Here is a 229-nt window from a genome sequence, read left to right as displayed (position 1 = left end):
GTTCCAACCCTTTCCAATTGAATTCATACGACAGATTCAGTGAAGATAACGTAATATAATTCTGTTGTTCGATAAAACGGGAAGTGGGCATCGTCGCAGTAGTATTCGTAATTGCTTTATATTTGGCTATATCACCGACATTTTTCCAACGATCGTACAACACCCGCCTGTCTGCATTTTTAAGCGGATCGACATTTTCCACTTTATCTACCAAGGTCTTATTGTAGAT

General features: G+C 38.9%; 1 protein-coding gene. It reads right to left on the bottom strand.

Features of this window, described 5'->3' with window-relative positions; all coding sequences use genetic code 11:
* Nucleotides 1-229, bottom strand: a 229-nt coding sequence (locus H6A07_RS10140) for a hypothetical protein (RefSeq protein WP_204814784.1), incomplete at both ends; no start/stop codon positions are given.

Origin of the sequence: Olsenella uli (assembly GCF_016899935.1) — a bacterium.
Taxonomy (GTDB): domain Bacteria; phylum Actinomycetota; class Coriobacteriia; order Coriobacteriales; family Atopobiaceae; genus Thermophilibacter; species Thermophilibacter uli_B.
Note: the sequence above shows the minus strand (reverse complement) of the source record. Positions and strands in the feature narration are given on the sequence as shown.